25 protein-coding genes are annotated in these 25,918 nt (G+C 70.0%); 8 read left to right on the top strand and 17 right to left on the bottom strand.

The features are described from left to right. Window positions 1-23: 23 nt before the first annotated feature. Window positions 24-851, bottom strand: coding sequence for a M55 family metallopeptidase (locus tag AB0M51_RS38420; protein ID WP_344199355.1), 828 nt, complete (start codon window positions 849-851; stop codon window positions 24-26). Between the two features lie 23 nt (window positions 852-874). Between AB0M51_RS38420 and AB0M51_RS38415 the strand changes: the two genes are divergently transcribed. Then, complete coding sequence (locus tag AB0M51_RS38415) at window positions 875-1,663, top strand: AraC family transcriptional regulator (RefSeq protein WP_344199357.1); 789 nt, start codon at window positions 875-877, stop codon at window positions 1,661-1,663. Here AB0M51_RS38415 and AB0M51_RS38410 read toward each other — a convergent pair. The 8 genes from AB0M51_RS38410 to AB0M51_RS38375 form a co-directional block, all read right to left on the bottom strand. Continuing rightward, window positions 1,635-1,865 (bottom strand): SCO4848 family membrane protein, encoded by a 231-nt coding sequence (locus AB0M51_RS38410; protein WP_344199359.1) that lies wholly within the window; start codon window positions 1,863-1,865, stop codon window positions 1,635-1,637. The two genes, AB0M51_RS38415 and AB0M51_RS38410, sit on opposite strands and share 29 nt — an antisense overlap. After that, window positions 1,866-4,628 (bottom strand): AAA family ATPase, encoded by a 2,763-nt coding sequence (locus tag AB0M51_RS38405; RefSeq protein ID WP_344199361.1) that lies wholly within the window; start codon window positions 4,626-4,628, stop codon window positions 1,866-1,868. It abuts the gene before it with no gap. Between the two features lie 110 nt (window positions 4,629-4,738). Further along, entirely contained in the window at window positions 4,739-6,274 is a 1,536-nt protein-coding gene (locus AB0M51_RS38400) for an amino acid permease (protein WP_344199363.1), read from the bottom strand. An 88-nt stretch (window positions 6,275-6,362) separates the two neighbouring features. Beyond that, entirely contained in the window at window positions 6,363-7,082 is a 720-nt protein-coding gene (locus AB0M51_RS38395) for an FCD domain-containing protein (protein WP_344199366.1), read from the bottom strand. A gap of 9 nt (window positions 7,083-7,091) precedes the next feature. Beyond that, window positions 7,092-7,868 (bottom strand): 3-oxoacyl-ACP reductase, encoded by a 777-nt coding sequence (locus AB0M51_RS38390; RefSeq protein WP_344199368.1) that lies wholly within the window; start codon window positions 7,866-7,868, stop codon window positions 7,092-7,094. 3 nt (window positions 7,869-7,871) lie between these two features. Beyond that, entirely contained in the window at window positions 7,872-9,218 is a 1,347-nt protein-coding gene (locus AB0M51_RS38385) for an aldehyde dehydrogenase family protein (protein WP_344199370.1), read from the bottom strand. Further along, window positions 9,215-9,922 (bottom strand): gamma-glutamyl-gamma-aminobutyrate hydrolase family protein, encoded by a 708-nt coding sequence (locus tag AB0M51_RS38380; protein WP_344199372.1) that lies wholly within the window; start codon window positions 9,920-9,922, stop codon window positions 9,215-9,217. The genes AB0M51_RS38385 and AB0M51_RS38380 overlap by 4 nt, the downstream gene beginning before the upstream one ends. Next, window positions 9,903-11,249, bottom strand: a complete 1,347-nt coding sequence (locus AB0M51_RS38375; RefSeq protein ID WP_344199374.1) for a glutamine synthetase family protein — start codon at window positions 11,247-11,249, stop codon at window positions 9,903-9,905. The genes AB0M51_RS38380 and AB0M51_RS38375 overlap by 20 nt, the downstream gene beginning before the upstream one ends. A 188-nt stretch (window positions 11,250-11,437) precedes the next feature. On the opposite strand from AB0M51_RS38375, the gene AB0M51_RS38370 reads away from it, so the two are divergent. Beyond that, window positions 11,438-12,367, top strand: a complete 930-nt coding sequence (locus tag AB0M51_RS38370; RefSeq protein WP_344199376.1) for a zinc metalloprotease — start codon at window positions 11,438-11,440, stop codon at window positions 12,365-12,367. Window positions 12,368-12,413: 46 nt separating this feature from the next. After that, window positions 12,414-13,559, top strand: coding sequence for a D-alanyl-D-alanine carboxypeptidase (locus tag AB0M51_RS38365; RefSeq protein WP_344199378.1), 1,146 nt, complete (start codon window positions 12,414-12,416; stop codon window positions 13,557-13,559). 4 nt (window positions 13,560-13,563) lie between these two features. Here AB0M51_RS38365 and AB0M51_RS38360 read toward each other — a convergent pair whose 3' ends face one another. The 6 genes from AB0M51_RS38360 to AB0M51_RS38335 all read right to left on the bottom strand — a co-directional run bounded on the left by AB0M51_RS38360 (window position 13,564) and on the right by AB0M51_RS38335 (window position 19,008). Further along, window positions 13,564-14,613 (bottom strand): YhjD/YihY/BrkB family envelope integrity protein, encoded by a 1,050-nt coding sequence (locus AB0M51_RS38360; protein WP_363753490.1) that lies wholly within the window; start codon window positions 14,611-14,613, stop codon window positions 13,564-13,566. A 28-nt stretch (window positions 14,614-14,641) separates the two neighbouring features. After that, window positions 14,642-15,154, bottom strand: coding sequence for a 2'-5' RNA ligase family protein (locus AB0M51_RS38355; protein WP_344199384.1), 513 nt, complete (start codon window positions 15,152-15,154; stop codon window positions 14,642-14,644). After that, window positions 15,151-16,203, bottom strand: a complete 1,053-nt coding sequence (gene trpS / locus AB0M51_RS38350) for a tryptophan--tRNA ligase (protein ID WP_344199386.1) — start codon at window positions 16,201-16,203, stop codon at window positions 15,151-15,153. Before trpS ends, AB0M51_RS38355 begins: the two co-directional genes overlap by 4 nt. Window positions 16,204-16,237: 34 nt before the next feature. Further along, a complete protein-coding gene (locus tag AB0M51_RS38345; protein ID WP_363753485.1) occupies window positions 16,238-16,654 on the bottom strand; it encodes a hypothetical protein in 417 nt (138 codons plus the stop codon). Window positions 16,655-16,855: 201 nt separating this feature from the next. Further along, window positions 16,856-18,199: an N-acetylglucosamine/diacetylchitobiose ABC transporter substrate-binding protein gene (gene ngcE, locus AB0M51_RS38340; RefSeq protein WP_344199390.1), complete on the bottom strand. Its 1,344-nt coding sequence runs from the start codon at window positions 18,197-18,199 to the stop codon at window positions 16,856-16,858. A 17-nt stretch (window positions 18,200-18,216) separates the two neighbouring features. Beyond that, window positions 18,217-19,008, bottom strand: a complete 792-nt coding sequence (locus AB0M51_RS38335) for an SIS domain-containing protein (RefSeq protein WP_344199392.1) — start codon at window positions 19,006-19,008, stop codon at window positions 18,217-18,219. Window positions 19,009-19,179: 171 nt separating this feature from the next. Here AB0M51_RS38335 and AB0M51_RS38330 point away from each other — a divergent pair, with 171 nt between their 5' ends. Next, window positions 19,180-20,154, top strand: a complete 975-nt coding sequence (locus AB0M51_RS38330) for a BadF/BadG/BcrA/BcrD ATPase family protein (protein WP_344199394.1) — start codon at window positions 19,180-19,182, stop codon at window positions 20,152-20,154. Between the two features lie 44 nt (window positions 20,155-20,198). Here the strand turns inward: AB0M51_RS38330 and AB0M51_RS38325 are convergent, their stop codons facing one another. Then, a complete protein-coding gene (locus AB0M51_RS38325) occupies window positions 20,199-20,582 on the bottom strand; it encodes a YciI family protein (protein WP_344199396.1) in 384 nt (127 codons plus the stop codon). Between the two features lie 97 nt (window positions 20,583-20,679). Here AB0M51_RS38325 and AB0M51_RS38320 point away from each other — a divergent pair, with 97 nt between their 5' ends. Genes AB0M51_RS38320 through AB0M51_RS38305 form a run of 4 tightly spaced genes read left to right on the top strand, consistent with a single transcriptional unit; the run spans window position 20,680 to window position 24,583 of the window. After that, on the top strand, window positions 20,680-21,516 hold the full coding sequence (locus AB0M51_RS38320) for an alpha/beta hydrolase (RefSeq protein ID WP_363753479.1): 837 nt from the start codon (window positions 20,680-20,682) through the stop codon (window positions 21,514-21,516). 28 nt (window positions 21,517-21,544) lie between these two features. After that, window positions 21,545-22,684 carry a serine/threonine-protein kinase gene (locus tag AB0M51_RS38315; protein WP_363753476.1) on the top strand — a complete coding sequence of 380 codons (1,140 nt, stop codon included), beginning with the start codon at window positions 21,545-21,547 and terminating at the stop codon, window positions 22,682-22,684. A 51-nt stretch (window positions 22,685-22,735) separates the two neighbouring features. After that, window positions 22,736-23,326, top strand: a complete 591-nt coding sequence (locus tag AB0M51_RS38310; RefSeq protein ID WP_344199402.1) for a helix-turn-helix domain-containing protein — start codon at window positions 22,736-22,738, stop codon at window positions 23,324-23,326. Window positions 23,327-23,329: 3 nt separating this feature from the next. Then, window positions 23,330-24,583 carry an MFS transporter gene (locus AB0M51_RS38305; protein WP_363753473.1) on the top strand — a complete coding sequence of 418 codons (1,254 nt, stop codon included), beginning with the start codon at window positions 23,330-23,332 and terminating at the stop codon, window positions 24,581-24,583. Here the strand turns inward: AB0M51_RS38305 and AB0M51_RS38300 are convergent. Continuing rightward, entirely contained in the window at window positions 24,534-25,856 is a 1,323-nt protein-coding gene (locus AB0M51_RS38300; RefSeq protein ID WP_363753470.1) for a hemolysin family protein, read from the bottom strand. The two genes, AB0M51_RS38305 and AB0M51_RS38300, sit on opposite strands and share 50 nt — an antisense overlap. Window positions 25,857-25,918 lie beyond the last annotated feature (62 nt).

Below are 25,918 nucleotides of genomic sequence, written 5' to 3'. Positions count from 1 at the left end.
TCCGACAGTTTCGGGCCAGAGGCTCAGCAGTACGGCGGGTTCGACGTCACCGAGCTGCACACCCGCAGGAACAGATTGAAGAGCCGGTAGAGCTGGAGCATGTCGGCTTCGAGGGTCACGGTGCGGTCGTCGCGGCGTGTCACGCCCGGGATCGCGGTGAGGTGGGTCGCTACCGAGGCGGACTGCCAGCGGACGGCGAGGGTGTGTAGGCCGGGGCGTGGGTCGCGGTGGGTGCGAGTGCGCAGGGACTCGGTGGTGGTGGATTCGATGGCCTCGCGGGCTTCGGCGATCGGGACCAGTTGGGCGGCGAAGCGGTCCTTGGCGTACTTGACCGGGACGGTGGCGACCGTTGGATCCCAGGCTTTCATCTCGTCGCAGGCGGTGTCGTCGCCGGTCAGCAGGGCGACCGGTACGCCATGGGCCGCGGCAGCCGCGTGCAGGAGGCCTATCTCGCCGGTGGGTTGGTCGTCGAGCCAGATGTCTTCGATCTCGTGGCCCATGAAGCTGTGGCTGAGGACGCCGAGGACGCCGGCGCGGGCGTGGAAGCCGATGCAGATGGCCGCGTCGTACTCGGGGGTCAGACCCTCCATCATGCCCATCGGCTTCGGGCGACCCTTGATCAGCAGGGCGCGCGGGTCGAGGAGGTCGGGCAGCAGGTTGCGCATCGGGCCGTGCGCGTCGTTGACCAGCACTTCGGTGGCGCCGGCGGCGTACGCGCCGCGGACCGCGGCGTTCACGTCCTCGGTCATCAGCACCCGGGAGCGCTCGTAGTCCCGCCCTGGCGGCTGCACGTCCTCCGCGTCGACGACCCCGGTGATGCCTTCCATGTCCGCACTCACATAGACCTTCACACCCCAGAGCGTATGTTCTGAGCATGAGCAGCGGCGCTGAGGTCCGGGCGTGGCGGCCTGGGGTGCCCGGGGTCGTCGAGGTGCTGCACGCGCATTTCCCGACGCATGCGTACCCGAGCCACACGCACGACGCGTGGACCGTGCTGATCGTCGACGAGGGCGCCGTGCGGTACGACCTGGACCGGCACGAGCACGGGCTGGCGCAGGCGCAGGTGTCGTTGTTGCCGCCGCACGTCCCGCACGACGGGCGGTCCGTGCGGCCGGAGGGATTCCGGAAGCGGGTGCTGTACCTGGCGCCGGACCGTCTCGATCCGCGGCTGATCGGCGCGGCGGTCGACCAGCCCGAGTACGTCGATCCGCTGTTGCGGCACCGGATCCACCAGTTGCATCGGGTGCTCCGTGACGGGCTGGAGGAGCTGGAGGCCCAGAGCCGCCTGCTGTTCATCGAGGAGCGGCTCCAGCAGCACCTCAGCCGCCGGGTCGGAGAGCCCCCGCAAGCCCCGTCCGGAGTCGCAGGTCAGCTGCGGGAGCTGCTGGATTCGCGGGTCGCGGACGGGGTCAGCCTGGAGGAGGCGGGGCGCATCATTCAAGCGCATCCGGTGCACCTCGTGCGGGCGTTCAGCCGGGAGTACGGAATGCCGCCGCACCGGTACCTGACCGGGCGGCGGGTCGACCTGGCCCGGCGGTACCTGTTGGACGGGCGGCCGACGGCCGAGGTGGCGACGTTGGCCGGGTTCTACGACCAGTCGCACCTCAACCGGCACTTCAAGAAGGTGCTCGGCGTCACACCGAGGCGTTTTGCGGCTTCTTAGCCTCTTTGTACGCGCGGACACCCCAGGCACCGAGCAGCGCCGCGATCGCGAAGTTCACGATGATCAGGATCGTGTGCGCCACGTAGTACCCGGTCGGGCGGTCCTCGGTGTCCATCAGCGCCTTGATGAAACGCGCGTACGTGATCACGTTCCAGGCGGCGATACCGAGCAGGACAAAAGCGTGCTTGCGTTCGAGCTTCACCTAGCCATTGTGACCAGGCCGGTCCACCGTCCTCAGCAGCTGGGTCCGGTTCGCGACCCCGAAGCGCCGGTACAGGCGGGTCAGCTGGGACTCCACCGCCTTCACCGACAGGTACAGCGCCGCTGCGATCTCGCGGTTGGTGGAGCCGTCGCGGACCATCGAGACGATCTGCTGCTCGTTGTCGGTCAGCTCCGACGGCTGCCGGCTCCGGCTCGGTACGTCGAGCCGCGCCAGCTCGGTCTCCGCGACCTCCCGCCAGGCGGGTGCGCCGTACACCTCGAACTGCTCGATCGCGTCCAGGAACGCGGTCCGGGCGACCGAACGGCGGCGGGCCTGACGCGCGATCCGGCCGCGGGTCAGCTCGCCGCGGGCCAGGTCGAGCCGGTAGACCCGGTCGCCCGCCGTACGGAGGGATTCGTCCAGCAGCTCCAGCGCCGCGGCCGGGTCGCCCTGCTTGGCGACCAGCAGCGCCTCGGCGCGGTCCAGGCCGAGCTTCACCACGCCGCGGTCCAGGTTCGCGGCGCGGGTCCGGATCTCGGCGATCAGCGCCGCCGCGTCGTCCAGCCGCCCCGCCGCGACCAGCGCCTCGGCGTAGTCGGCGTGCCACGGGATGATCGCCGGGTCGAACGGCATCGCGGTGTCGCCGGACTCCGCGATCGCGTCGAACGCCTCGACCGCCCGTTGCGGGTCGCCGGCCAGTACGGCGGTCTGCCCGACCGCGGCCAGCGCCGGGCCGGTCCACTCGTCGTTCCCGACCAGCCGGACGGTTTCGAGCGCGGCCTCCGCGCGCTGCCGCGCCATCGCCGCCGTACCGCCGGCCCACTCGGCGCGGCTCGCGATCACCAGGCCGACCTCGCACTCGTCGCCGATGTCCTGCATCAGCTGGTGGCACTCGTGCCCGGCGGCCAGCGCGTCGGCGCCGCGGCCGCTGCGCTCGTAGATCGCCGTCGCGGAGATCAGGACGGAGGCCAGCCAGCGCATCGCGCCGTGGTCGCGGACCTCGTCGGCGAGCGCGTTGATCGCGGTGATCGCCTCGGCGGTCCGGCCGCGGAACAGCTCCTGCATCGCGGCCATCTGGCGGGCGTTCACGGTGGTCCGGGTGAGCGGCAGGCCCTTCGCGAGCTCGGCGGCCTGCTGCAGCAGCGCGTCCGCGGACTCGCCGGCGTCGCGGACCACCAGCACCGAACTGGCCGCGCTCAACGCGTCCACGACCGCCTCGGTGTCTCCGGCCTCCCGCGCCAGCTGCTCGGCGATCCGCGCGTCCTCCTGCGCTTCGTCCAGGCTGCGGTCGAAGTAGTGGCTGTTGGCACGCTCGATCCGGACCCGCGCCTCGAGCGCCTTGTTCCCGGCGGCGGCCTCGAACGCCTCGGCGAGCAGCTCCACCCGGCGCTCCCGGTCCGGCCAGACCGCGTCGGCGCAGAGCAGCAGGGCGGGCACCTTGGTCTCCGGCGTGGTCGCGACCTGGACGGCGAGCCGCGCCATGTCGGCCGACTCCGCCGGGTGGCCGGCGGCGACCGCGTCGTCGGCGGCCCGGGTCAGCCTGCGGGCGCGCTCGTCCGGCTCGGTGACCGGCGTACGCTCCGCGCTCAGCCGCCACAGGTTCGCGGCGGCGCCGGGCGCGCCCCGGCCGGCGGCGACCGCGGCGGCCTCCTCGATCGCGGCGGCCAGCCGGACGTCGGCCTCCTGGGTGGCGAGCGCGCGATGGGTCGCGTTCTCGACCGGCTCGTCGACCACGGCGGCGAGCTTCGCGTGCGCCCGGCGGCGATCCGCCGACGTCGCCTCGGCGTACACGAACTCGCGCAGCAGCGGGTGCGTGAAGCGGAGCCGTTCCGCGGAGACGTCGATCAGGCCGAGCGTCTCGGCCGCGGCCAGGTCGGCGTCGATCGGGCGGTCCAGCGACCGGGCGAGCTGGGTCGTGGTCGGGCGCGGTGACGAGGCGGCGTGCAGCAGTAGCTCGTGGGTGTCGGCGGACAGGTCGGCGAGCCGCTCGCCGAGCAGGGTCTTCAGGCGGTTCGAGACCGGGAGCGGGTCGTTGGGCGAGACGCTCTTCGGATGCCGCAGTACGGCGCGACCGAGCTCCAGGGCCATGAACGGGTTGCCGGCGCTGGCGGCGAAGATGCGGCGCGCCGTACGCACCGGGAGCGGCGTGGACAGGCGCTGCCGGAGCAGGCCGAGTACGTCGGGCTCGGTCAGCGGCGGGACCTCGAGCTGCAGGACCGGCTCCGGGCACGCGCCGGCCATCACCGGGAGATCGCCGTCGGCCACCTGCTCGGTCGCCAGCACGTGCACGCCGTCGGACAACCGGCGAGCACAGAACGTGAGCACTTCGAGGCTGGACGGGTCGACCCACTGGATGTCGTCGACGACGATCAGCACCGGCCCCGTGGTGGCGAGGCGGCGGAGGACGTGCAGGACGGCGAGTCGTACCGCCAGCTCGTCACGGACCGTGTCCGGCGCGCTGGCCTTCAGCAGCGCGACCTCGAGCGGCTGGCGGAGGTGGTCGGGCAGCACCTGCCAGGCGAACTCGAGCTGGCCGGAGAGCAGGTCCAGGAGCGTGACGTACGGCAGGCCGGCCTCGGAGTTCGACGGGGCGGCGCTCAGGATCCGGCAGCCCTTGCGGCCGCGATCCGCGACGAGCGCCCGGCCGAGCGCAGACTTCCCGATACCGGTCGGGCCGTACAGCAGCACGCTGCCGCTGGTCTCGAGCTGCTTTGTTGCACGCTCGACCAGTGCGGCACGTCCGACCAGCTCGTCGTCTGTCAATCCAACTCCTCGAAGGATTACCTTCGGGGATTATCACAGCCCGCAGGCGCAATAACACGGCACGATGGTGCCGGGGCACGACTTGGCCCCGGCACGGTCCGCGACCTCCGCTAGATGGATTCGAGGTCGCGTTCGATCGCGGCCAGTTCCTCTTCGCTGCCCTGGACCTTCGGCCCGGTGAACCAGCGGCGGGCCGACAGGAACCAGTACGCCGCCGCGAATCCGAGCACGACCAGCACCGCCACCGGCGTGTAGTTGAACGTACTACCGGTGACCGGGCTGACCTGCGGCAGCATGAACAGGATCGTGATGAAGCAGACCCAGACGATCGCGACGACACCGATCGGCCGGCTCCAGCGGCCGAGGTTCCACGGCCCGGGCTGGAAGCGGTCGCCCTGGAGCAGCCGGAGCAACGTGGGCAGTACGTAGGCGATGTACAGGCCGATCACCGCGATCGACGTCACCGCGGCGTACGCGGTCGCGTTCCACAGGTACGGCAGGCCGAGCACGAACGCGCCGCCGGCGGCCAGCCAGATCGCGTTCGTGGGCGTCCGGGTGCGGTGGTTGATCTTGTGCCAGAGCGCCGACCCCGGCAGCGCGCCGTCCCGGGAGAACGCGTAGATCATCCGCGAGTTCGCGGTCACCGACGACATCCCGCAGAACAGCTGCGCGCCGATCACGACCAGCAGCAGGATCTTGCCGGTGACCGCGCCGGCCGCGTCGATGAAGATCTGCGCGGGCGGTACGCCGGTCGAACTCTTCAGCGCGCCGTCGTAGCTCTGGATCGCGAACGTCAGCCCGATCAGCAGCACCCAGCCGGCGGCCAGTGAGACCAGGATCGACATCACGATCCCGCGCGGCCCGGAGATCGCGGCGTTCTGCGTCTCCTCGGTCATGTGCGCGGAGGCGTCGTACCCGGTGAACGTGTACTGCGCCAGCAGCAGGCCGAGCAGGGCGACGTAGAAGGTCGAGCCCCAGCCGGTGTTGTTCACGAAGTGCCCGAACACGAACGACGCGGACTGGTGCTTGTCCGGGACGACGATCAGCACCACGACGATCGCGAGGACGCCGGCGATGTGCCACCAGACGCTGATGTCGTTGAGCTTCGCGACCAGCTTCACGCCGAACGAGTTCAGCAACGCGTGCACCAGCAGGATGATCCCGAAGAGCAGGATCGTGTGCCCAGGGGTGGCGGCGAAGCCGAACTGCAGGTCGAGGAACGCGTTCAGGAAGAACGCCGCGCCGAAGTCGATGCCGGCCGTCACGGCGACCTGTCCGAGGAAGTTGAACCATCCGGTGAACCACGACCAGGCGGCACCGTTGCTCGGCGCCAGCTTCGCGGCCCAGTAGTAGAGGCCGCCGGCGGTCGGGTAGCTCGAGCAGACCTCGGCCATCGCGAGGCCGACGAACAACGTCATCAGGCCGACGATCGGCCAGCCCCAGACGATCAGTGCCGGACCACCGGTGTTCATCCCGAACCCGTACAGGGTCAGGCAACCGGAGAGGATCGAGATGATCGTGAAGGACACCGCGAAGTTCGAGAACCCGGACATCGTCCGGGACAGTTCCTGGGCGTAACCCAACTGGTGCAGGCGTTGCTCGTCGTCGGTCGTCGGGGCGGTGGATTCGGCACGGTCGTTGCTCACTGCTGGCCTCCTGGACAGTGGCGCCTCAATGGTCTCCCCCCAGACCTTTAACTCATTGAGGCAGCCGCTCGGCCTGCGTGTCAAGGAGTCAGTCGAGAAAGCCGTGCAGCAGTACGGCGGTGCCCTGCAGGTGCTCCTGCATCGCGCGGCGGGCCGCCTCGGCGTCCCCGGCGAGGATGGCGTCGACGATCGCGGCGTGCTGCTCGTTGGAGTGCTCGATGTTGCGTTCCAGCAGCGGGATGGCGTCCAGCAGCTCGTTCAGACGCATGCGCACGTCGGCCATCGCGGACGTCAGCGAGGGCGAGCCGGTGACCTCGGCGATCGCCAGGTGCAGGCGGGAGTCGAGGCGGCGGTAGTCGGTCAGACTCGCGGCGGCGGTCTCGGCCAGGCAGCGTTGCAGGTGGTCGCGTTCGGCGTCGGTGAGCGCGCGGGACGCGGCGGCCTCCGCGGCGCCGGTCTCCAGGACGCCCCGGAGTGTGAGTGCGTCGCCGAGGCCGCCGGCCAGGTCGCGGGCGAGGCGTTTGGCCGGCGTACGGCGGGGTTTCGGGAGCTGCTCGTTGACGAACGTTCCGCCGTACCGGCCTCTTCTGGACTCGACGTACCCTGCCTCGGTGAGCGCGTGGATCGCCTCCCGGAGCGTGACCCGGCTGACGTTCAGCCGGGCCGCCAGCTCACGCTCCGGCGGCAGCCGGTCGCCGGGCACGACGACGCCGAGCTTGATTGCCTGCAGCAACCGCTCGACCGTCTCCTCGAACGGGTTCCCGGCCCGCACCGGCCGGAACACCGCGTCATCTGCCTGAACGACCATGACCCAAGGTTAGAGCGGGGTCACGTACGCGCCCGAGATTCCGCCGTCCACCAGGAACGTGTTGGCGGTGATGAACGACGAGTCGTCGCTGGCGAGGAAGGCGACCGCGGCGGCGATCTCCTCGGGTTCCCCGAAGCGGCCCATCGGGACGTGCACCAGGCGGCGCTCGGCGCGCTCGGGGTCCTTCGCGAACAGCTCGGTCAGCAGCGGCGTGTTCACCGGGCCCGGGCAGAGCGCGTTCACCCGGATCCCCTGGCGCGCGAACTCGACGCCGAGTTCCCGGCTCATCGCCAGCACGCCGCCCTTGGACGCGGAGTACGAGATCTGCGAGGTCGCCGCGCCCATGACCGCGACGAACGACGCCGTGTTGATGATCGAGCCCTTGCCCTGGCGCTGCATGTACGGGATCGCGGCCTTGCAGCACAGGTACACCGAGGTCAGGTTGACCTCCTGGACCTTCCGCCACGCTTCCAGGCCAGTGTCCAGGATCGAGGCGTCGTCGGGTGGCGAGATGCCGGCGTTGTTGAACGCGATGTCGACCGCGCCGTACGTGTCGAAGGCCTGCCGGAACAGGTTGTCGACCGCGGCCGGATCGGTGACGTCGGCCGGTACGAACAGTCCGCCGGCCTCGTCCGCGGCGTCCTTGCCCGCCGCCGGGTCGAGGTCGCCGATCACGACGTGGGCGCCTTCCGCGGCCAGCCGCCGTACCGTCGCCAGGCCGATGCCGCTGGCGCCGCCGGTCACCACCGCGACGCGGCCTTCGAGCCGGTGAGCGTTGACGTCCATATCTCAGTCCTCCGTGCTGATGAAGATGTTCTTGGTCTCGGTGAACGCGGTCAGCGCGTCCGGACCGAGTTCCCGGCCGAGGCCGGACTGCTTGTAGCCGCCGAACGGTGTCGAGTACCGGACCGACGAGTTCGAGTTGATCGAGAGGTTGCCCGCCTCGATCCCGCGACCGACCCGGATCGCCCGTCCGACGTCGCGGGTCCAGATCGATCCGGACAGCCCGTACTCGCTGTCGTTGGCGATCCGCAGCGCATCCGCCTCGTCCTCGAACGGAATCACCGCGACCACCGGCCCGAAGATCTCCTCGCGCTGAGCCTCCTCCGACCCCGGCGCCAGGACGGTCGGCGGGAACCAGAACCCGGCACCGGTCGGCGCACTGCCTTGAAAGGCGGGGTTCTCGGCGTACGAAGCGACCCGCTCCAGTTGGGTCTTCGATATCAACGGCCCCATCTCCGTCGCCGGATCATTGGGGTCGCCAACCTTGAAGCCCTTGACGGCAGGCTCGAGCAGTTCCATGAACCGGTCGTACGCCGACCGCTGCACGAGGATCCTGCTGCGTGCACAGCAGTCCTGGCCGGCGTTGTCGAACACGCCGTACGGCGCCTGCGCCGCCGCCTTCTCCAGGTCCGCATCGGCGAAGACGACGTTCGCGGACTTGCCGCCCAGCTCGAGCGTCACGCGTTTCACCTGGTCCGCGCAGCCGGCCATGATCTGTTTGCCGACCGTGGTGGATCCGGTGAAGACGATCTTGCGGACCGCGGAATGCGTGACGAAACGGTTTCCGACAACGTTTCCCCTGCCGGGGACGACTTCGAGGACGCCGGGCGGGAGGCCTGCTTGCAGCGCGAGTTCGCCCAGGCGGATCGCGGTGAGTGGGGTGAGCTCGGCGGGCTTCAGTACGACGGTGTTGCCGGCCGCCAGCGCGGGCGCGAAACCCCAGCCCGCGATCGGCATCGGGAAGTTCCACGGGACGATCACGCCGACCACGCCGAGCGGTTCCTGGAACGTCACGTCGATTCCGCCGGAAACAGGAATCTGTTGTCCGAAAAGGCGTTCCGGGGCGGCCGAGTAGTACGTGAGCACGTCACGGACGTTGCCGGCTTCCCAGCGGGCGTTGCCGATCGTGTGGCCGGCGTTCTCCACCTCCAGCGCGGCCAGATTCTCCAGGTCCGCGTCGACCGCGTCGGCGAACCGCCGGAGCAGCCGCCCGCGATCCGCCGGCGCCACGTTCCGCCAGGAATCAAACGCTTTCCGGGCCCGTTCGATCGCCGCGTCCGCGGCCGCCACGTCGGCAAGCTCGATCGTCCGGACCACCTTCTCGGTGGCCGGGTTGAGTACGTCGTACCTCATCGGGTGCTCCTGATCAGTGCGGTGAACAGCCGCAGGTCGTCGGGGGTTTCCTCCGGGTGCCACTGCACCCCCAGGGCGAACGGTGTGCCCTGCACCTCGGCGGCCTCCACCGTGCCGTCGTCCGCACGAGCCGTGACCTGGAGACCGGGCGCGACCACATCGAGGGCCTGGTGGTGGTAGCAACTGCCGGTCGCCCGCTCGCCGAGGATCCGCGCGGTCAGCGTGCCGGGCTCGACCTTCACCTCGACCCTCCCGAACACCGCCGGCCCGGGTCGGTGCCCGTCATGCGCAACGACATCGGGCAGATGCTGCTGCAACGTCCCACCGAGCGCCACGTTCAACATCTGCAGCCCTCGGCACACCGCCAGCAGCGGCAGTTCACGGTCCAAGGCCTCCCGGATCAGGACCGCTTCGTGGTGGTCCCGGTCCGGGCTGGTGCCGACCGTCTCGGGATGCGGCGTCGCGTCGTACGCCCCGGGGTCGACGTCACATCCGCCCGCGATCACGAGACCGTCCAGCAGGCCGAGTACCGACGGATCGGTGCCGACCGGCGGCAGGAGGAGCGGCGTACCACCGGCGGCGGCAACCGCGTCCAGGTAGACCCGCGGGACGAGGGCGGCCTCGCGGTGCCAGATACCCCAGGCGGCCGGTTCGAGGTACGTCGTGATGCCGATCCGCGGCCGATCAGAGGCGTTCGAAACCACGGACGCGCTCCCAGTCGGTGACGGCCGCGTCGTACGCGTCGAGTTCGACGCGGGCGGCATTGGCGTAGTGGTCGACCATCTCGTCGCCGAACGCCGTACGGGCGAGCTTCGAGCCGGTGAACAACGCGGACGCCTCGCGCAGCGTGGACGGGACGTGTTCCTTGTCGGACTCGTACGCGTTGCCCTCCAGCAGCGGCTCGAGTTCCAGTTCCTGCTCGATGCCGTGCAGGCCGGAGGCGATGATCGCGGCGACCGCGAGGTACGGGTTCACGTCGCCGCCCGGCAGCCGGTTCTCGACCCGGAGCGAGTCGCCGTGGCCGACCACGCGCAGCGAACACGTCCGGTTGTCGAGACCCCACGCGACCGCGGTCGGCGCGAAACTCCCGTGGACGAATCGCTTGTAGGAGTTGATGTTCGGCGCCAACAGATACGTGAACTCGGACAGGCAGGCGAGCTGTCCGGCGATGAACTGCTCCATCAGTTGGGAGAACCCATGATCACGGTCACCGGCCAGCACCGGGTCGCCGTCGTCGGCGCGGAAGCTCAGGTGGATGTGGCACGAGTTCCCCTCGCGTTCGTCGTACTTCGCCATGAACGTGAGGCTCTTGCCGTGCTTCGCCGCGATCTCCTTCGCGCCGGTCTTGTAGATCGAGTGGTTGTCGCACGTGACCAGCGCCTCGTCGTACCGGAACGCGATCTCGTGCTGACCGAGGTTGCACTCGCCCTTCGCGGACTCGACGTACAGGCCGGCGCCCTCCATTCCGTTCCGGATGTCGCGCAGCAACGGCTCGATCCGAGAGGTGCCGAGCAACGAGTAGTCGACGTTGTACTGGTTCGCCGGGACCAGGTCGCGGTACCGCTTGTTCCAGGCGGACTCGAAGGTGTCGTCGAAGACGATGAACTCGAGCTCGGTCCCGACGTACGCCTTCAGCCCGCGCTCCGCGAGCCGGTCCAGCTGCCGCCGCAGCACCTGCCGCGGCGAGGCCACCACCGGCGTACCGTCCAGCCACTGCACGTCGCACAGCACCAGCGCGGTCCCCTCCAGCCACGGCACCAGCCGCAGGGTGTCCAGGTCGGGCGCCATCACCATGTCGCCGTACCCACGCTCCCAGGAGGACATCGCGTACCCGTCGACCGTGTTCATGTCGACGTCCACCGCCAGCAGGTAGTTACACCCCTCGGTCCCGTGCTTCAGCACCTCCTCCAGGAAGTACCGAGCCCCACACCGCTTCCCCTGCAACCGCCCCTGCATATCCGTGATCGCCACCAACACGGTGTCGACCACCCCGTCCGCCACCAGCCGCCGCAACTCCTCAACACCCAACACGACCACTCCCAGGAGCCTATTGGTCTGTTTCCAGTCCATTGACGCAGCCAGTCGAACCCCTGTCAACCCGGCGCGGTGGTGCCGTGGCACTGGGGGGACAGGGAATGGGTTGGCAGGGGTGGGGTGGGTGGGGAAAATCTGCGGACTCGGCCGCACCGCCCAGGCGGCCCGATCTCTGGAGGACCGCTATGCGATCTTTCCTCACCCGTCCGCGCGCTCTGGCCGTGTTGCTGGCCGGGACCGCGCTCGCGTTCAGTCCGCTCGGCGGGCAGGCGACGGCGAAGGCGCCGCTCGACCAGCTCGGGAATCCGGCGTGTTTCACGCCGGCGGAAGGGGCCGCCGCCCGTGGCGGCTTCGGGGCTGACACCCGCGAGTTGTCGGTCAAGGAGCAGCAGGCGATCGACGCCCGTACGGCGCAGATCCTGAAGAGCAAGGGGCACGACCCGAAGCGGCTCGCTGCGGCGAGTGTGCCGGTGTACGTGCACGTGATGCTGAGTACGTCGGGTGCCGGTGACGTCACCGACAACCAGATCGCGCAGCAGATCGCCGAGCTGAACCAGGACTACGCCGGACAGGAGTCGTCGCAGGCCGCGAACACCGGGTTCAGCTTCTACCTGGCCGGGACCGACCGGATCAAGAACGACCAGTGGCACAAGGACAAGCAGTCGACGCAGTACCGGTCGCAGACCCGCCAGGGTGGGAAGAACGCGCTGAACATCTGGCTCGTCGACTTCTCGTACCTCGGGATCGCGACCTTCCCGTGGGACTACGCGAAGAACCCGAAGATCGACGGCATCCGGGTGCAGTACAGCTCACTGCCCGGCGGTTCGGCGACCAACTACAACGAAGGCAAGACCGCGTCGCACGAGGCGGGGCACTGGTTCGGGCTGTACCACACGTTCCAGGGCGGTTGCACGAGTACGAACGACTCGGTGGCCGACACGCCCGCGCAGAGCAGCGCGTCCAGCGGCTGCCCGACCGGGCGGGACTCCTGCTCGCTGCCGGGGCTGGACCCGATCCACAACTACATGGACTACTCGTACGACTCCTGCTACAACCAGTTCACCCCCGGCCAGTCAAGCCGGATGAGCGACATGTGGACCGCCTATCGGGGATGAGACCCGACTGTGACATCTGGACCGTTCGGCAACTAGAGTGCGGCCGATGCGTTTGCTTCTGACGGCCTGCGCTACCACCGCCCTGGTGGTCGCCGGACCTCTGACAGCGACTGCCGCCGACCAGGGCCCGCAGGGCCAAGGAAAAATGGTCGGCGGTGAGTTGCTGACCGCGAAGCCGACGGTGGTCGCCGACGGGGCGTCGCCGCCGGCGGTGCAGGCGTCGGCGTACGTGGTGGCCGATCTGGACAGCGGTCAGGTGCTGGCGGCCAAGGCCCCGCACGCCAGGCTGCGCCCGGCGAGCACGCTCAAGACGCTGACCGCGCTGGTGCTGCTGCCGCGGCTGAAGAAGACCGATCCGGTCATCGGCACGACGGCCGACGCCGGCATCATCGGCAGCAAGGTCGGGGTGTACCCGGGCCTGCACTACACCGTCGACCTGCTGTTCCGCGGAATGTTCCTGGCCTCCGGGAACGACGCCGTCCACGCGCTCTGCTCGCACGACCAGGGCGGAATCCCGGCGACCATCCAGCGGATGAACGCGAAGGCGAAGGACCTCGGCGCGCTCGACACCACGGTCACGGACCCGACCGGGCTGGACGCCGACGGGCAGTACTCCAGCGCGTACGACCTGGCCCTCTTCGCGCAGGCGGGCCTCGCCCGGCAGGACTTCGCCATGTACGCGTCCACGAAGTACACGAACTTCCCTAACGCCGGGAACAAGGGCACGTACCAGGTCGCCAACCAGAACAAGCTGCTGTTCAGCTACGACGGTGCGCTCGGCGTGAAGACCGGGTACACCACGCTGGCCCGCAACACGTTCATCGGCGCCGCCCGCCGCGACGGGCACACCCTGGTGGTGACGATGATGAACGCGCCGCACGGCATCACCCAGGACGCGAGCAGCCTGCTGACCTGGACGTTCGCGAACTACGGCAAGCTGAAACCGGTCGGCACGCTGGTCAAGCCGGCCGCCGCGCCGCCGAAGACGCAGGGCCAGGGCAAGAACGGCACCGACGACAAGCCGACCGTCCGCAAGGCCGGCGAGCCGCCGACCCGCGCCGCGCTCGGCCCCGGCCAGGCGGTCACGTCCCTCGCCTTCCGGATCCCGGTCTGGGCGTACGCCGGACCCCCCGTCCTCCTCCTCGGCCTGTTCCTCCGCCGCCCCAGAGCTCTCCGGCGTCGCCGGCACTGATCCGTCAGGCGCGTCGTACGCTGCGCAGCGCCCGCAGGCCCTGAACGGCGAGCGTGGTGATCGTGGCTCCCAGTACGGCGCCCGCGGCGACGGCGACCGTGTCCGCCTTGCGTTCCGGGATCGGGACGACCTGGTAGCGCTTGCCGGGTGGTCCGAGGAGCAGCGGTTCGGCCTCGCGTTCGGCCTCGGGGGAATCGGCCTGCTCGTCGACGACCTCACGGTCGAGCGTCGCCTCCTTGGTCCACGCCGCGACCAGCATGATCACGCGGGTCAGCAGGTAGATCCACACCAGCAGCGCGAGCGGCAGGGCGAGGGCGCCGTACGCCGCGTTCGAGCCGATCACGTGGCTCACGTAGAGGTTGCCGAGCCGCTGCGCGAGGTAGAACACGATGCCGCCGGCCAGCGCCGCGATCAGCGCCACCTTGCGCGGCAGGATGATCCGCGGCAGCGCGGTCTGCATGTACAGGAACAGCACCGCACCCGCAGCGACACCGACGACAACGCTGATCGCGCCGATCCCCCAACTGGCCAGCCAGGTCCCGTCCAGATCGGTGGCGTCGACGATCCGCCGGGACAGGCCGGTCAGGATCGAGGAGGCCCCGGTCGCGATCAGGCCGATCAGGCCCAGGCCGATCAGCGCGCCGAGGTCGACGACCTTGAGTTTGACCGCGTTGCCCGGTTCGTCGTCCAGCTCGTGCATCGACCGGATCGACGCCCGCAGCGAGTCGATCCAGCCCAGGCCGGTGAGCAGCAGCGACACCCCGGAGATCAGCCCGATCGTCCCCGCGTGCGCGATCAGGCCGTCGATGTCGATCCGGTTGCCGATCCCGGGCAGGTTCTGCCGGAGCGCCGTCTTCAGGGCCTTGATCGCCTCGCCGCCGAGCAGCGGGCCGGTGATCGCCGCGGCCAGCACGATCAGCGGGAACAGCGACAGGAAGCCGAAGAAGCTCGTCGCTCCGGCGAGCCGGTTCCCGCGGCGGTTACCGTACCGTTGCCAGGCACGCCACAACTGGGTCCGGCTGAACCGCCGCCAGACCGCCTTGAGCTTCCTCATGTGTCTCCTGTACCCCGAGTGCGGAGACTCAGCCTGCCAGCGGGAACGACCTCTGTGGGCGCCACACGCCGTCGGCGCCGTGTTCGTAACGGCTGAAGTACTCGACCTCGAAGTCGCAGTCGTACTCCGACAACGCGTCGTACGCCCGGTCGAGGGCGTCCTTGTCCAGGTCGTGAGCCACCGTGACGTGCGGGTGGTACGGGAACTTCAGGTCGACCTGCAGCGGGCCGGAGCGGACCTGCGACTGCAACACCTCGCACGACGAGATGCCCTCCGCGAGCGGCACGAACACGACCGGCGAGATCGGCCGGAACGTCGCCGTACCGCGCAGCCGGATCCGGAACCGCGGGAACCGGGCGGCGACCGCGAGCAGGTGCTCGTCGATCGTCTCCAGGTCCCCGGCCGCGATGTCGGTCGGCGGCAGCAGCGTCACGTGGGTCGGGATCGACGCGGCCATCGGGTCGCCGAAGTCGGCCCGGTACTTCTGCAGCTCCGTGCCGTACGGCTCCGCGATCGGGATCGCGACCCCGATAGTCGTCATGCGCCGGCCGGCCCCGGGACGAAACCGAGCCGGTCGTAGACCTTGGCCAGGGTCGGCTCGGTGACCGCGCGGGCGCGCTCGGCGCCGGCCGCCAGGATCGCGTCCAGCTGTGCCTTGTCGTCCAGGTAGGTCAGCGTCTTCTCCCGGAACGGGGTGACGAACTCGACCACCACGTCGGCCAGGTCCTTCTTGAAGTCGCCGTACCCGCGGCCGGCGTACTCGTCCTCGAGCTCACTGATCTTCCTGCCGGTGAGTGCCGAGTAGATGGTCAGCAGGTTCGCGACGCCGGGCTTGTTCTCCTCGTCGAAGATCACGTCCCGGCCGGAGTCGGTGACCGCCGAGCGGATCTTCTTCGCGCTCGCCTTCGGCTCGTCCAGCAGGTCGATGATGCCGGCCGGCGACGAGCCGGACTTGCTCATCTTCGACGACGGGTCCTGCAGGTCGAAGATCTTCGCGGTCTCCTTGACGATGTACGCCTCGGGCACCCGGAAGGTCTTGCCGAACCGGTGGTTGAAACGCTGCGCCAGGTCCCGGGTCAGCTCGACGTGCTGCCGCTGGTCCTCGCCGACCGGGACCCGGTCGGCCTGGTACACCAGGATGTCCGCGGCCTGCAGGATCGGGTACGTGAACAGGCCGACGGTGGCGCGGTCGGCGCCGCCCTTCGCGGTCTTGTCCTTGAACTGCGTCATCCGGCTGGCCTCGCCCATCCCGGTGATGCAGGACATCACCCAGGCGAGCTGGGCGTGCTCGGGCACCTGCGACTGGACGAACAGCGTGGACCGCTCCGGGTCGATACCGGCCGCGAGCAGCTGCGCCGCGGACCGGCGGGTGCGCTCGCGGAGGGCCTTCGGGTCGTACTCCACGGTGATCGCGTGCAGGTCGACGACGCAGTAGAACGCCTCGTGGTCCTCCTGCAGGGCCACCCACTGCCGCAACGCGCCGAGGTAGTTGCCGAAGTGGAAGGAGTCCGCCGTCGGCTGGATCCCGGACAGCACGCGGGGGCGGCGCTGGGAACCGGCTGCGGACGGGTCAGACGCAGCATGAGACATAGGGGTGATTCTGCCAGCCGTCTCACCGGTCGTGTCACCAGGTCCAGCCGCGGGCGGCCAGGGCCTGCTCCTCTTCCCAGCGTTTCGCCTCGGAGCGCTTGACGTCGGGCGGGTCGGGACAGCCGGCCAGCCGGCAGGCCTCGTCGAGGAGGTCGTCGTACGCCGCCTCGAGAGCCATCAGGCGGTGGGCCCGGGCGTAGACGTGCGGCGTCGACTCGATACTGCGGATCTTCGTGGAGACCGTGCCGAGGCGGGTCTGCAACCGGAGCGTGTCGAACGGGTCCGGCTCCGCCGGCTTGACCGGGCGCAGCCGCGCCCTCAGGCGGGCAGCCGCGCGCTCCAGAGCGCGCTGCCAGCGCGCCGGCGGCCGGTCCGGCACCAACAGTCCGAGCAGACCTCCGAGCAGAACGCAGAGCAGCAGGAACACACACAACGACGCCAGCCACACCATCGCTCTCACTCCCCTTAGAGGGCGTCTGAGAACTCTGCGCCGTAGCGAGGAGGTGCTCGGTGCGGTAGCTCGGCGCGCGGGGGCGAAGGGGTCGATGCGGAGCATCGTTCCCTTTGCACCCGTGCGGCGAGGTGCCGTGCCGAGGGCCCCGCAGTAGGCGCAGGGTTCTCAGATGCCCTCTTACAGAGCGTACGGCGAGAATCAGTCGCGGCGGTACTTCGTAATCGCGTCGTCTTTCTTGAGCTTGTCCGCGGCCGCCTGGATGCGGGCCGTCCACTCGGACTGCTGCAGCCCGCCCGCCATGAACTGCCCGGTGGCGTCGGCGGCCGCGGTGGCGAAGGCCGGGTACCAGGTGTCGAAGTACCACCTGATCACCTGGTCACCGGCCGCGGACAGCAGGTCGCGGGCCGAGCTCAGCGCGGTGGTCAGCTCCAGCCCGTCGGCCGAGCCGCGGACGATCGTGAGCTGCTTGGACTCCGAGCTCACCTGCGCGGCGACGTCCGCGGACAGCAGCGCCCGCAGGTACTCGAGACCGCCGGCCTTGTTCTTCGCCTTCTCCGGCACCAGGAGCGGCGCGGTCGCCGCGACGTGCAGCCCGCTCGCGAGCGCCGGCGACGAGTCCAGCGGCGGTACGGCGAACACGGTCAGCGCGAACCCGTCCGGGACCAGGCCCTTCATCTCGTTCTCGAGCCAGTTCCCGCACGGCAGCATCCCGGCCTTCGAGGCGAGGAGGCGCTTCTGCGACCCGATGTGGTCGTACTGCGCCGTGCCGGTCGCGAGCAGGCCGCGCTTGGTGAGTTCGCCGACCGCGTTGATCGCCCGGGTGAGGTTCTCGTCCTTCCAGGCGCCGTCCTCGAGGTTGTCGATCCGCTTGGTCACGTCCGGGCCGCCGGTCTTGGCAGCCAGCGTGAGCACCAGTTCGAGCAGGTAGTACGGGTGCGTGCCCGCGTAGATGAAGGGCCCGAGCCCGGCGGCCTTCATGTCGGCGCCCAGCGCCAGCAGGTCCGGCCAGGTCTGCGGCACCTGCCAGCCGTTGCGCTGGAACAGGCTGGCCGAGTACCAGATGCCGTACACGGTCGAGATGTAGTTGATCGTCCGCTGCATCCCGTCGAAGCTGCCCGCGTCGAGCATGTCGGGCAGCAGGTGGTCCTTCACCTTGGCCGACTGGTCGTCCCACGACGGGGCGTCCAGCAACTGCTGCAGGTCGGCGAGCTGGCCGTCCTTGATCAGCCGGCCGAGCTCCAGCTTCTGGTCGCCGGTCGACAGGACGACGTCCGGCGGCGTCCCGGTCGCGAACCGCGGCATCAGCTCGTCCAGCAGCTGCGTGGACAGCTTCGGCGTGATCGTCGCGCCGGCGTACTTCTTCCGGTACGCCGCCGCCGCGAACCCGCCGTACTCCTCGGTGATCACCACGTCGACCGGAGCGTTCCCGTCCACCGTGAACGGGTTCTCCGGCGACACGGCCGGGGCGACCGGCGCCTTGGTGCACCCGCTCAGGAGCGCACCGGCCACCGCCCCCTGCAGTAAGGTCCGCCGTTTCAGCACGTGCGCAGGCTAGTACCTCAAGCGGTTCGACGGATGCGGCCGGCGTAGCGTGCCTCGAGCTCGTGGTTGTGCTCGTCGCCGCCCGGGATGTTCGCGGACAGGTAGACCGGCGGGGTCTCGCCGGCGTCGGTCATCCGGCGCAGCACCTCGGCGACCAGCAGCTGGGCGATCAGCGCGGCGGTGATCGACGACACCGCGCAGACCTTGCCGGCGCCGCCGGGCAGGTCGAGGACGGAGTCGCCGTACGGCGCGTGGTTGTCCAGCACCACGTCGGCGAAGTCGATCAGCTTCTTGCCGGACGGGTGCCGCGACTCCATCCCGCCGGTGTGCTGCAGCGAGGTGATCGCGATCAGCGGGTGCCCGTGCTCCTTGGCGACGCTGGCCAGCTCGACGATCGAGCCGTTGACGCCGGAGTTCGACGCGATGATGAACATGTCGCCCTCGCGGGCCGCGGACAGCTCGTACAGCTTCCGGGAGTACTGCGGATCGCGCTCGAGCTCCGCGCTGCGCAGCAGCTCGGGCGGCTCGCCGCCGAGCAGCACCAGGTCGCGCAAGGCGATCCGGTTGGTGGCGATCAGCCCGCCGGCCCGGCCGGCGATCTCCATCGCGAGCGCCTCGGAGTGCCCGGAGCCGAACGCCTGGATGACGCCGTTCGCCCGCAGCGAGGCGGTCATCAGGTCGGCGCCGTCCTGGATCGGACCGTCGATCTGGGTCGTGACCGCGGCCAGGATCGGCGTCAGAGTGTGCAGATAAGCCTGCGCACTCACGCCCTGGACACCCTCGGTCTCCCCCGTGTTACTGCTGGCCATCAGCGGCCCACCCCTCGACGAATCGGCTCAGAGCGACACTCGCGGTGCCGACAAATGCGCAAGTTTGCGGTTTGCTGGACAGAACTTTTCTCAACTCACAGCTAAAGTCAAGGCTCATCCGTGTGATCTCCCCCTTCGGGACCGTTGCGTAAGCAGTTTGGAGCATGGCGTATGTCGGACGAACTGGTCCTGGGCGGGGACCTCGGCGGCACCTCCACCCGGATCCTGATCGCGGACTCCGAGGGCAACGTAGTCGGTCGCGGCGCGGCCGCGGGCGGAAATCCGACCAGCCATCCCGCAAGTGCGGCGGCCAACTTCGGCCAGGCACTTCACGCCGCCCTCGCCGGGCTGGACGCGACCGCGGTCAGGGCCGCGGTCGTCGGCATGGCCGGCGGTGTCGCGCTCCAGCGGCCGGAGGTGGCCGCCCAGTTCGAGGCCGCGTGGACGGGCGCCGGACTCCGGACGGCACCGCAGTACATCGGCGATCTGGAGGTCGCGTTCGCCTCGGGTACGCCGGAACCGGACGGCACCGTGCTGATCGCCGGGACCGGCAGCAACGTCGGGCTGGTCCGCAACCATCAACTGCAGCGGACGGCGGGCGGGCACGGCTGGCTGCTCGGGGACGACGGGTCCGGCTTCTGGCTCGGGCGCGAGGCGGTCCGCAGCGTCCTGGAGTCGCTGGATCTCCGGGAGCCGCTGGGGTTGCTCGAACAGGCCGTCGTACAGGCGATCCTGCCGGGCCGTGACGAGCCTGCCACCGCACACCGTGAAGGATACGACGCACTGCGTGATCTTCTGGTGATGACGGTCAACAGCCGGCCACCGGTCATGCTCGCAGAGTTGGCGCCGACGGTGATCGCGGCGTACCACCAGCACGACAAGACTGCGCAGATTCTGGTGAAACGCGCAGCCGAGTTGCTCACGGAAACGGCCGCGCGGCTGAAGCCGGCGGCGGACGTCGGCCCGATGGTGCTGGCCGGCAGCGTCGCGGGCGAGTCGTCACCGGTCGGCCAACTGATTCGCGAACACTTCGCCGGCGACGTCCGTACGGCCCGGGACGGCGTCGGCGGCGCCACCTGGCTGGCCCTCTCCGCCCTCGACCCCGCCCTGGCGACTCCCCAGACCCACGCCCGCCTGGTCGACTGACCCGGGCCGGGTCGCGGCTGCTGCCCGACCCGGGCCCGGCTCTCTCAGTCGAAGACGGACACCGGACGGACCTCGACGGCGTAGAACCCGGCCTCGGGGATGGTGGCGGCGATCTCCTCGGCGCGGTCCTGGCTCGCCACGTCGATCAGGAAGACGCCGGCGAGTTGTTCCTTGGCCTCGGAGTACGGGCCGTCGGTGGTGGCGCGGACGCCTTCGCGGACCCGGACCACGCGGGTCTTCGACGGCGGGTCGAGCGGTACGGCGTCGATCAGCTCGCCGCTGGTGTGCAACTCGTCGAGGAGCTTGTCGAGCTGCGCCGCCAGCGCGTCGCGGGCCTTCTTCGGCAGCGCCTTGCCCTCCGCGGTGTGCAGGAACGACGGGTGACCCCAGGTGATCGGGTTGCTGTGGATCATCAGCAGGTACTTCATGTCCGGACGTCCTTTCGGAACAGGTGACTGGATCTTCGCAGCAGAGGTCGGAAGCGCCCGCCGGGACTCGACATTTCCGCGATTTAGGCTGGCTCCCATGGACGAGATCGACTTCAGGCTGCCCGACGGACGGGTGCTGCACGGGTACGACAGCGCGCCGGGCGCCACCGACCGGCTCGTCGTGGTCTGGCACCACGGGACGCCGAACCTCGGTACGCCGCCCGCACCGCTGGCCGCGGCGAGCGAGCGGCTCGGGGTGCGGTGGGTCTCGTTCGACCGGCCCGGGTACGGCGGGTCCACGCCCGCGCCGGGCCGTACCGTCGCCGACGTCGCCGCCGACCTGACCGCGATCCTCGACACGCTCGGCATCGGCTCGTTCGCGCAGCTCGGGTACTCCGGCGGCGGCACGTTCGCGCTCGGCGCGACCGCCCTGCTCGGCGACCGGGTCACGGCGGTCGCCACGCTGGCCGCGCTCGCGCCGTACGACGCCCTCGGTCTCGACTGGTACGACGGCATGATCCCGTCGGGTGTCGCCTCGCTCCGGGCCGCGGCGTCCGGCCGGGAGGCGCGGGCGCGGAACGAGCTGGTCGAGTACGACCCGGAGTTCACCGAGACCGACCTCGCGATGTTCGGCGGCCCGTGGGGCTGGCTGGGCTCGGTCGCCGGCGACAAGGCGATGCCGAACGGGCCCGACGGCGCCGTCGACGACGACTGTTCCTACGTCCTCCCGTGGGGCTGCGACCCGGCCGGCATCACCGCGCCGACGCTGCTCGTGCACGGCACGGCCGACCGCATCGTCCCGTGCGCCCACGCCCGCTGGCTGGCCGCCCACGTCCCGTCCGCCACTCTCGACACCCACGAGAACCTCAGCCACATCACGATCCTCGCCCAGGCCGAATCCGCCCTCGAATGGATCCGGACCCACCGGGGCTGAATCGACCGGCACGGGGTACCGGTCAGGAGTGCTGCTTGCGGAGCGCTATCGCACGATCGAGATCCTCGGCCATGGCGGGATGGGCGAGGTCTATCGCGGGTGCGACGAGCGTCTCGGTCGCCCGGTCGCGGTGAAACTGCTGCGGCCCGACCTGCGCGATCCGCTCACCGCCGCCCGGTTCCAGCACGAGGCGCGGGCCGCCGCCGTGGTCAGGCACCCGCACGTCATCGCGGTCTACGACTTCGGCCACTCCAACGGCGAGTACTACCTGGTGATGGAGCTGGTGGAGGGTCACAGCGTCGGCCGGGAGCTGACGCTGCACGGCCCGTACGATCCGGAAGCCGCGCTCGACATCGTCCGGCAGGTCGCCGCCGGACTGACCGCCGCGCACCGGCACGGCGTCGTGCACCGCGACATCAAGCCGGACAACCTGTTGATCGACGCCGACGGGTCGGTGAAGATCGCCGACTTCGGCATCGCCCGCGCACCGGCGGATCCGGCGATCACGTCGTCCGGCCTGATCCCTGGAACCAGCCTCTACCTGGCCCCGGAACGAGCCCTGGGGCATCCGGCCACGGCCGCGTCGGACGTGTACACACTCGGCTGTGTGCTGTACCAACTGCTGACCGGGCGTCCCCCGTTCGAGGCCGCGGACCCGACCGAGATCATGTGCCAGCACGTCCGAGCCGAACCGGCCGTCCCGGACGATCTCCCGGCGCCCCTCGTGCACCTGCTCCGTCTGATGCTGTCCAAGGACCCCGCTGATCGGCCCTCCCCCGCCGAGGTCGCTACCTGGACGTACGACGTGCCCGCCGATGCCCCGACCACGGAACTGGCGGCCCTGCGCCCGGCCCGGCACTGGCGAAGAGCCGTCGCGGTGCTGGCCGCGGTCATCGTCGCCGGAACCGCGGTGACAGCCGGCGTCCTCACCGACCAGGAGAGCAACACGCCGTTGGCACCTGCCAACGTCTCGCCGACCCAACCACCACGGCAGGCGATCCCGGCGCCACGGCCGACCACCGCCCCGACCGTCACCGTCACGACGGTAGTCACGTCGAGGCGACCCCGTGCTACGTCGTCGAGTACGTCGCACCCGGTCGGAAAGCCCGCCACGAAGGCACCCGAACACCCCCGCAAGGCCAAGCCGAAGAAGCCCGGCAAGCACTGACATTCCAAGCAATGGCTTGACATCTGACTCGGTGCGGCGCATATTCCAAGCATGTCTTTGGAGAAAGATCCGCGGCGGGCGCGGCTACTGGACGATCCGCTGGCGATCAGGGCGATGGCGCATCCGGTGCGGCTGGACCTGTTGTCGCTGCTCGGGCGGGAGGGGCCGATGACCGCGGCGGACGCGGCGCGACGGCTGGGGATCAGCCAGGCGCTGGCGTCGCACCACCTGCGGCAGTTGGCGAAGTACGACTTCGTCGAGCCGGCCCCGGGCAAGGACAACCGGGAGCGACCGTGGCGGCAGGTGTCGACGTCGCAGTCCTGGGAGGAGGCGATGAAGACGCCGGACGGCGCCGCGGCCGCCGAGGTCCTGGAGCAGTTGATGGCCGAACGCGCGCTGGACTCGCTCGCGCGGTGGCAGCAGCACCGCCCGGACGCCGACCCCGTCTGGCGGGACAACTCGGGCATCGGGCAGACCGGGATCTACCTGACCGGCGACGAGCTCGCCGAGATCGTTGGGCAGATCAACGACCTGCTGCAGCGCTGGGTGGACGAACGCCCGATCGACGACAGGTCCACCCGCCCGCCGGGCAGCCGGTATGTCTCGTTCACCCAGATCGTCACCGTCACCCCGGAGGAGTAGCAGATGAAGGACTTGTGGGGCGTCCTTGCCCGGCAGCGCGACTACCGCCTGCTGCTCGGCGCCGGGCTCATCTCGCTGGTCGGCGACTGGTTGCTGCGCACCGGTCTCGCCTTCCAGGTGTACGTACTGACCGGCTCGACCCTCGCCTCCGGCGGGTTGTTGCTGGCCTCGTTCCTGCCCGCCGTACTGCTCGGATCGCTCGCCGGCGTCTTCGTCGACCGGTGGAGCCAGCGGACCACGATGATCGTGACGAACGTACTGAACGCGGTCGTCCTGCTCCCGCTGATCGCGGTCCACAGCGCGAGCCTGATCTGGATCGTGTACGCCGTGGTGCTCGCGCAGAGCTGCCTGCAGCAGTTCTTCACGCCCGCCGAGCAGTCACTCATCCCACTGCTGGTGAACTCCGACCAACTGGTGACGGCGAACGCGTTGAACAGCCAGATCCGCGACCTCGCACGGCTGATCGGCGCGGCGCTCGGCGGCGTCCTCGCGGCCGCCGGCGGACTCACGCTACTCGCGCTCGGGGACGCCGCGACGTTCGCGATCGCCGTCGTACTCGTCGCCGCCATGCGGCACCGGCAGCACCGGCCGCCGAAGGAGGAGGAGACCGCGGGCGGCGCGATCCGGCGGCTGAAACAGGAGTGGACCGAGGGGTTGCGGCTCTGTGTCGCGGGCTCGGCGATGCGGTTGTTCTTCGTGTTCTGCCTGGTCACCGGGGTCGGCGAGGGGGTGATGAGCACGCTGTTCGCACCGTTCGTCAGCGCCGAGCTCGGCGGCGACGGGAAGGTGTACGGGCTGATCGTCTCGTCCCAGGCGATCGGCGGCATCGTCGGCGGGCTGATCGCCGCCGCGATCGGCTCCCGTTGGCCGGCCGCCACGCTCTGGGGGATCGGCGCGTTCGCGTTCGGGCTGATCGACACCGTGCTGTTCCTCTACCCGCTGGTGTCGAGCAGCGTGATCCCGGCGTTCGTCTGCATGATCGTCGTCGGCCTGCCCGGCGCGCTCGTCCTGGCCGGCATGATGACCGTCTTCCAGAACCTCACCGTGGACGGCACCCGCGGCCGGATCTACGGCGCGGTCGGCGCCGCCGAGAGCGTCGCGGTGCTGATCGGCATCGCGGGCGCCGGTGTCCTCGGCGACGCCGTCGGCATCATCCCGGTCCTGGTCTTCCAGGGCCTCGGCTACGTCGTCGGCGGAGTGGTCGTTCTCAGTCGGCGGCGGGCGCTGGAGATCCAGGCTGCTCCTCAGCCTGTGTGACCACGTGCAGGCGGACGCGGGCGACCCGGCGGCCGTCCATCTCGGCGACGGTCAGCGTGTGCGCGTCCAGCCGGACCTCCTCGCCGGTCGACGGGACCTTCCCGAGACTGGCGGCGAGGAACCCGCCGACCGTCTCGTACGGGCCGTCGGGCAGCTCGACCCCGGTCGCGTCGGCGAAGTCGTCGAGGTTCAGCAGGCCGTCCATCTCCAGGTCGCCGCTGCCCAGCCGGGTGGTCTCCGCCGGTTCCTCGTCGTACTCGTCCTTGATGTCGCCGATCAGTTCCTCGACCAGATCCTCCAGCGTCACGATGCCCGCCGTACCGCCGTACTCGTCGAGGACGATCGCCAGGTGCGTGCTGCGCCGCCGCATCTCGGTCAGCGTCGGCAGCAGCTTGGCGGTGTCCGGCAGCATCAGTACGTCGCGGGCGAGGTCGCCGACCCGGACCGATCGGGTCGCCACCGCCGGGTCGAACAGGTCCCGGACGTGCACGAACCCGACGATGTCGTCGGCCGAGCCGTTCATCACCGGATACCGCGAGTGCGGCCGCTCGGCGGCGAACTTGACCGCCTTGTACGCCGGCATCTCGGCGTCCACGAAGTCCACCTCGGTGCGCGGCAGCATCAGCTCGCGGAGCTGCCGGCTGCCGGCCTCGAAGACGTCGTCGACGATCTTCCGCTCCTCCTCGCCGAGCGACTCGCTCGCGGTGACCAGGTCCCGCAGCTCCTCGTCGGTCATCACCTCGCGGTTCGCGTTCGGGTCGCCGCCGAGCGCGCGGACCACCAGATCGGTGGACTTCGAGAGCAGCCAGATCACCGGCCGGGCGCCGGACGCGATCCGGTCCACCAGCGGCCCGAGGGCGAGCGCGAAGCCCTCCGCACGCTGCAACGCGAGGCGCTTAGCGGCCAGCTCGCCGATGACGATCGACACGTACGAGATGCAGATGGTGATCAGCACCAGCGCGACGGTGTTCGCCAGCGACTGCGGGAGGCCGAGCTTGTGCAGATGCGGGGCCAGGGCGTCGGCCAGGGTCGCGCCACCGAACGCCGCGGACAGGAAGCCCATCAGGGTCACGCCGATCTGCACGGCGGACAGGAAGCGGTTCGGGTTGGCGGCCACCTTGGCGACGGTCTCGCCGCGTTTGCCGCGATGCGACAGGGCCTTCAGCTGGCTCTCCCGGAGCGACACGAGAGCCATCTCGGCGGCAGCGAAAACGCCTCCGATCAGCACGAAGACCAGAATCAGAACGATGTTGATCAGCAGGGAGTCGTTCATGGGTCGGAGTTCCTAGCGCCCTCTCGTCAGCTGCCGAGAGGGCGTGCGTTGGGCGTAGTCGT

It is taken from the genome of Kribbella sp. NPDC051137, from assembly GCF_040682535.1.
Taxonomy (GTDB): domain Bacteria; phylum Actinomycetota; class Actinomycetes; order Propionibacteriales; family Kribbellaceae; genus Kribbella; species Kribbella karoonensis.
This window is presented reverse-complemented; position numbering and strand designations above follow the sequence as displayed.

What these genes read in the sequence shown, in the direction of transcription:
- AB0M51_RS38335 (WP_344199392.1), bottom strand. Translation starts at nt 19,008, where the DNA reads ATGGCCAGCAGTAACACGGGGGAGACCGAGGGTGTCCAGGGCGTGAGT.
- AB0M51_RS38370 (WP_344199376.1), top strand. Translation starts at nt 11,438, where the DNA reads ATGCGATCTTTCCTCACCCGTCCGCGCGCTCTGGCCGTGTTGCTGGCC.
- AB0M51_RS38300 (WP_363753470.1), bottom strand. Translation starts at nt 25,856, where the DNA reads ATGAACGACTCCCTGCTGATCAACATCGTTCTGATTCTGGTCTTCGTG.
- AB0M51_RS38365 (WP_344199378.1), top strand. Translation starts at nt 12,414, where the DNA reads ATGCGTTTGCTTCTGACGGCCTGCGCTACCACCGCCCTGGTGGTCGCC.
- AB0M51_RS38320 (WP_363753479.1), top strand. Translation starts at nt 20,680, where the DNA reads ATGGACGAGATCGACTTCAGGCTGCCCGACGGACGGGTGCTGCACGGG.
- AB0M51_RS38360 (WP_363753490.1), bottom strand. Translation starts at nt 14,613, where the DNA reads ATGAGGAAGCTCAAGGCGGTCTGGCGGCGGTTCAGCCGGACCCAGTTG.
- AB0M51_RS38385 (WP_344199370.1), bottom strand. Translation starts at nt 9,218, where the DNA reads ATGAGGTACGACGTACTCAACCCGGCCACCGAGAAGGTGGTCCGGACG.
- trpS (WP_344199386.1), bottom strand. Translation starts at nt 16,203, where the DNA reads ATGTCTCATGCTGCGTCTGACCCGTCCGCAGCCGGTTCCCAGCGCCGC.
- AB0M51_RS38390 (WP_344199368.1), bottom strand. Translation starts at nt 7,868, where the DNA reads ATGGACGTCAACGCTCACCGGCTCGAAGGCCGCGTCGCGGTGGTGACC.
- AB0M51_RS38305 (WP_363753473.1), top strand. Translation starts at nt 23,330, where the DNA reads ATGAAGGACTTGTGGGGCGTCCTTGCCCGGCAGCGCGACTACCGCCTG.
- AB0M51_RS38355 (WP_344199384.1), bottom strand. Translation starts at nt 15,154, where the DNA reads ATGACGACTATCGGGGTCGCGATCCCGATCGCGGAGCCGTACGGCACG.
- AB0M51_RS38325 (WP_344199396.1), bottom strand. Translation starts at nt 20,582, where the DNA reads ATGAAGTACCTGCTGATGATCCACAGCAACCCGATCACCTGGGGTCAC.
- AB0M51_RS38395 (WP_344199366.1), bottom strand. Translation starts at nt 7,082, where the DNA reads ATGGTCGTTCAGGCAGATGACGCGGTGTTCCGGCCGGTGCGGGCCGGG.
- AB0M51_RS38330 (WP_344199394.1), top strand. Translation starts at nt 19,180, where the DNA reads ATGTCGGACGAACTGGTCCTGGGCGGGGACCTCGGCGGCACCTCCACC.
- AB0M51_RS38345 (WP_363753485.1), bottom strand. Translation starts at nt 16,654, where the DNA reads ATGGTGTGGCTGGCGTCGTTGTGTGTGTTCCTGCTGCTCTGCGTTCTG.
- AB0M51_RS38310 (WP_344199402.1), top strand. Translation starts at nt 22,736, where the DNA reads ATGTCTTTGGAGAAAGATCCGCGGCGGGCGCGGCTACTGGACGATCCG.
- AB0M51_RS38415 (WP_344199357.1), top strand. Translation starts at nt 875, where the DNA reads ATGAGCAGCGGCGCTGAGGTCCGGGCGTGGCGGCCTGGGGTGCCCGGG.